Source organism: Oscillibacter sp. CU971 (assembly GCF_905219725.1).
Classification (GTDB): Bacteria; Bacillota; Clostridia; order Oscillospirales; family Oscillospiraceae; genus Oscillibacter.
In genome coordinates this window covers 1-2,543 of record NZ_CAJMXG010000348.1, presented here as the reverse complement: position 1 = coordinate 2,543, position 2,543 = coordinate 1, and the positions used below count along the sequence as shown (strand labels likewise).

The 2,543-nt window shown below is 55.2% G+C and carries 3 protein-coding genes and 1 pseudogene; all 4 read right to left on the bottom strand.

Going from position 1 to position 2,543, the window contains the following annotated elements:
* Nucleotides 1–181: 181 nt before the first annotated feature.
* On the bottom strand, nt 182–523 hold the full coding sequence (locus JX325_RS15175) for a DUF3846 domain-containing protein (protein ID WP_204791902.1): 342 nt from the start codon (nt 521–523) through the stop codon (nt 182–184).
* Nucleotides 524–550: 27 nt separating this feature from the next.
* Nucleotides 551–1,576 (bottom strand): DUF6017 domain-containing protein, encoded by a 1,026-nt coding sequence (locus tag JX325_RS15170; RefSeq protein WP_204791901.1) that lies wholly within the window; start codon nt 1,574–1,576, stop codon nt 551–553.
* 165 nt (nt 1,577–1,741) lie between these two features.
* A complete protein-coding gene (locus JX325_RS15165) occupies nt 1,742–2,188 on the bottom strand; it encodes a DUF5348 domain-containing protein (protein ID WP_204791900.1) in 447 nt (148 codons plus the stop codon).
* 17 nt (nt 2,189–2,205) lie between these two features.
* Nucleotides 2,206–2,543 (bottom strand): annotated as a pseudogene (locus JX325_RS15160) (chromosome partitioning protein ParB); the annotation flags it as partial.

The window sequence follows — 2,543 nt, the reverse complement described above, 5'->3', positions numbered from 1 at the left end:
GGCGGCGGGGGCCGTGGCCGCTAAAAAGCTAAACATCATGACCGCTGCCGGGGACAAAGAAAAGAATCGCTTTAGATTGGGAAATTTGATGCTCATGCTTCCTCCTTTCAGATTTTGGATTTTCCGGGGGGTGCTATGTACTAGGGCGGGACCAGCAGGCGGCGGAGCAGATGACGGTGGGTCAATCCTTATCGCCTCCCTCCGGGCCGGACGTGGCGAAGTAGGCTTCAAATTCCCGCTGCTGGGCGGGGGTCAGGGAGGTGAAGTGTTCCCCCTCAAAGCCGCACAGCAGGAACGTCCCGGCGATAAAGTCCCCGCTGTCCGTGGGATTCTCCCGGTTGGGCATCAGGCCCATGTTCTTGCCCTCGCTGTTGCAGACCAGCATGACCCGCTGGGGCAGGTAGCACCCCGCCTCGATGGGTCCGCCCACGATCTGCTGAAAGGCTTCCAGCGTGTCCTCCACCTGGGTGGGGCGGGGGGCCACGCCGGGTTCTACCACCAGAATGTCGATTTTGTTTGCCATACAGAAATCCTCCTTCGTCTGTCCGGTTTATATTCCAGCCGCTTCCTGGGCCAGATCGTGGCTGACCAGGGATGCGTAATACTGGCTGATGGTCGTGGGCGCGTTGTAGAGCGCCGCCAGGGTGTACGCCTTGATGTTCTTCACCAGTGTGGTGTTCTGGCTCAGGCTGTCCAGAACATAGGCGATATGCTCATGGGTGAGCTTCAGGAACCGGCTCTTGACCACGCCGGTGGGCATTTCCTCCCCTGCAATGCGGATGAAGTCTCGCCGGGAACAGCAGACCTCCACCATAAGTTCCACATAGCCCGCCAGCGTTTCCTCATCGTAGGGATGCTCTTGGAGCAGGAGGTCAAAGTCGATATTTTCTTTTATCAGTTCTCGGTATCTATCCATCTCATCCATCCTCATCCGGCTCTTGGGCCGACCAGCAGGGGGAGAAGCAGGAGGCGTGGGGGTAGGGGGAAAGATGGATGGGTCAGTATCGTTCAGTTCAGTATTTTTCTTTTCAGTCTTATTAGGGGCGGAAAAGCCGCCGTCAAGACCGCGCGTTTCCAGCGGTGCAGACTGCGGTTTTTCCGCAGTCAAGAGTGCGGCACGGTCCAGCGGTCTTGACTGCTGATTTTCCGCAGTCTGAGAAGCCGGGGGCGGCGGTGCCTGTTCCGGCTGCTGGGGCTGGCCCGATTCCGGGGGCAGGATGAAGTTTTTGACGTAAATCCGCGTGGGCCGTCCCTGGCCCTGCTTCTTCCGCTCGATCAGGCCGATGCCGTCCTTGTCCAGCTCCCGGAACAGCTTCGTGGCCTTGTCCTTCCCGCAGCTCATAAGGGTCATGGCGTCCTCCTGGGTAAAATAGATGTAGACGCGCTTATCGCTGTCCATCCAGCCGTTTTTCACCGACAGCCCCATACGGTCCAGCAACAGGCCGTAGAGGACCTTTGCCTCAATGGAAACACTCTTATAACGGGGGTCGGTCAGCAGGGTCTTGGGGATACGGTAAAAGCTGTACTGGTCCGCTTCGGTGCCGTAGTAGTAGTCCAGGTTCAAGTTTGACGGCATAGTCATTGCCTCCTTTGAAATGTGCGGAGAAATAAAAAGGCGTCCCGGCGACTGCAATAGTCACCGGGACGTTCGTGCTCTGTCCGCTTGTCGTTTGCTTGTAAATAAAAAAAAGCCCACCCGCCACTGATTGTTAGTCAGTTGCGGGTGGGCTTGCCTGATGGATCATGTTACCGATCTTACACGGACACGCAGCCCCTCCATGGGAAGGTCCTTGTAGCCAACGAGGTAATAATCCGCTCCGTTGTGTTCCACGGTGGTCCGGGTCCAGTAGGGAACATCGTGGTATTCGTCCGTTACCAGGGCCTCTATGCTGCTACGGCAATCATAGTAGTGGCCCTTCGCCGTCCGGTACTTCCCAGCGGTTCCCAGTCGCAGACGGCTGACCTCCGAGATAGGCTGGGTCAGATAGGAAATATACTCCTGCGCATATGCCAGCAGGTCCGTGATACGCCGCAGTTCTTCCCAAAGAAGAAGCTGTTCGCCATCGGAACGATCTATGTCGAGGCCGCTCAGATCGTCGTAGTCCGTGTAGGTGGAGAATTTGAGAAACTGCGCAATGCTCCNGCTCAGCTTGACAGCCTCCGAAAGCGCCGCCTGTAAATCCGCCATGTTGGGCCTCCTTCCTATTACTCCTTTATACTCTTTGAATGTTGAACACTCCATGCTTCCAGTAGAGACACAATAACTTCTTCCATCTGCTGACTAGTGTAAGACGTTGGGAAGTATTGATGAAGTCTCGTTTTATTGAGAACTACCTGCAAAGTGGCAGGGCTTCCTTTGGATAGAATATCTTTGATAACCGTGACGGTCAGATCGCCGTCTTTGCTGTGCTGTTTGATTTTTACAAGCTGATTTTTGACCGGAATTACATTCAATTTTTCCATCTCTAACACGAGGTCTGTCTGCTCCTGTTTAGTTAGAGCGGAAATATAGTCGGCAGCAGTGCTGAACGACAGTTTACCCT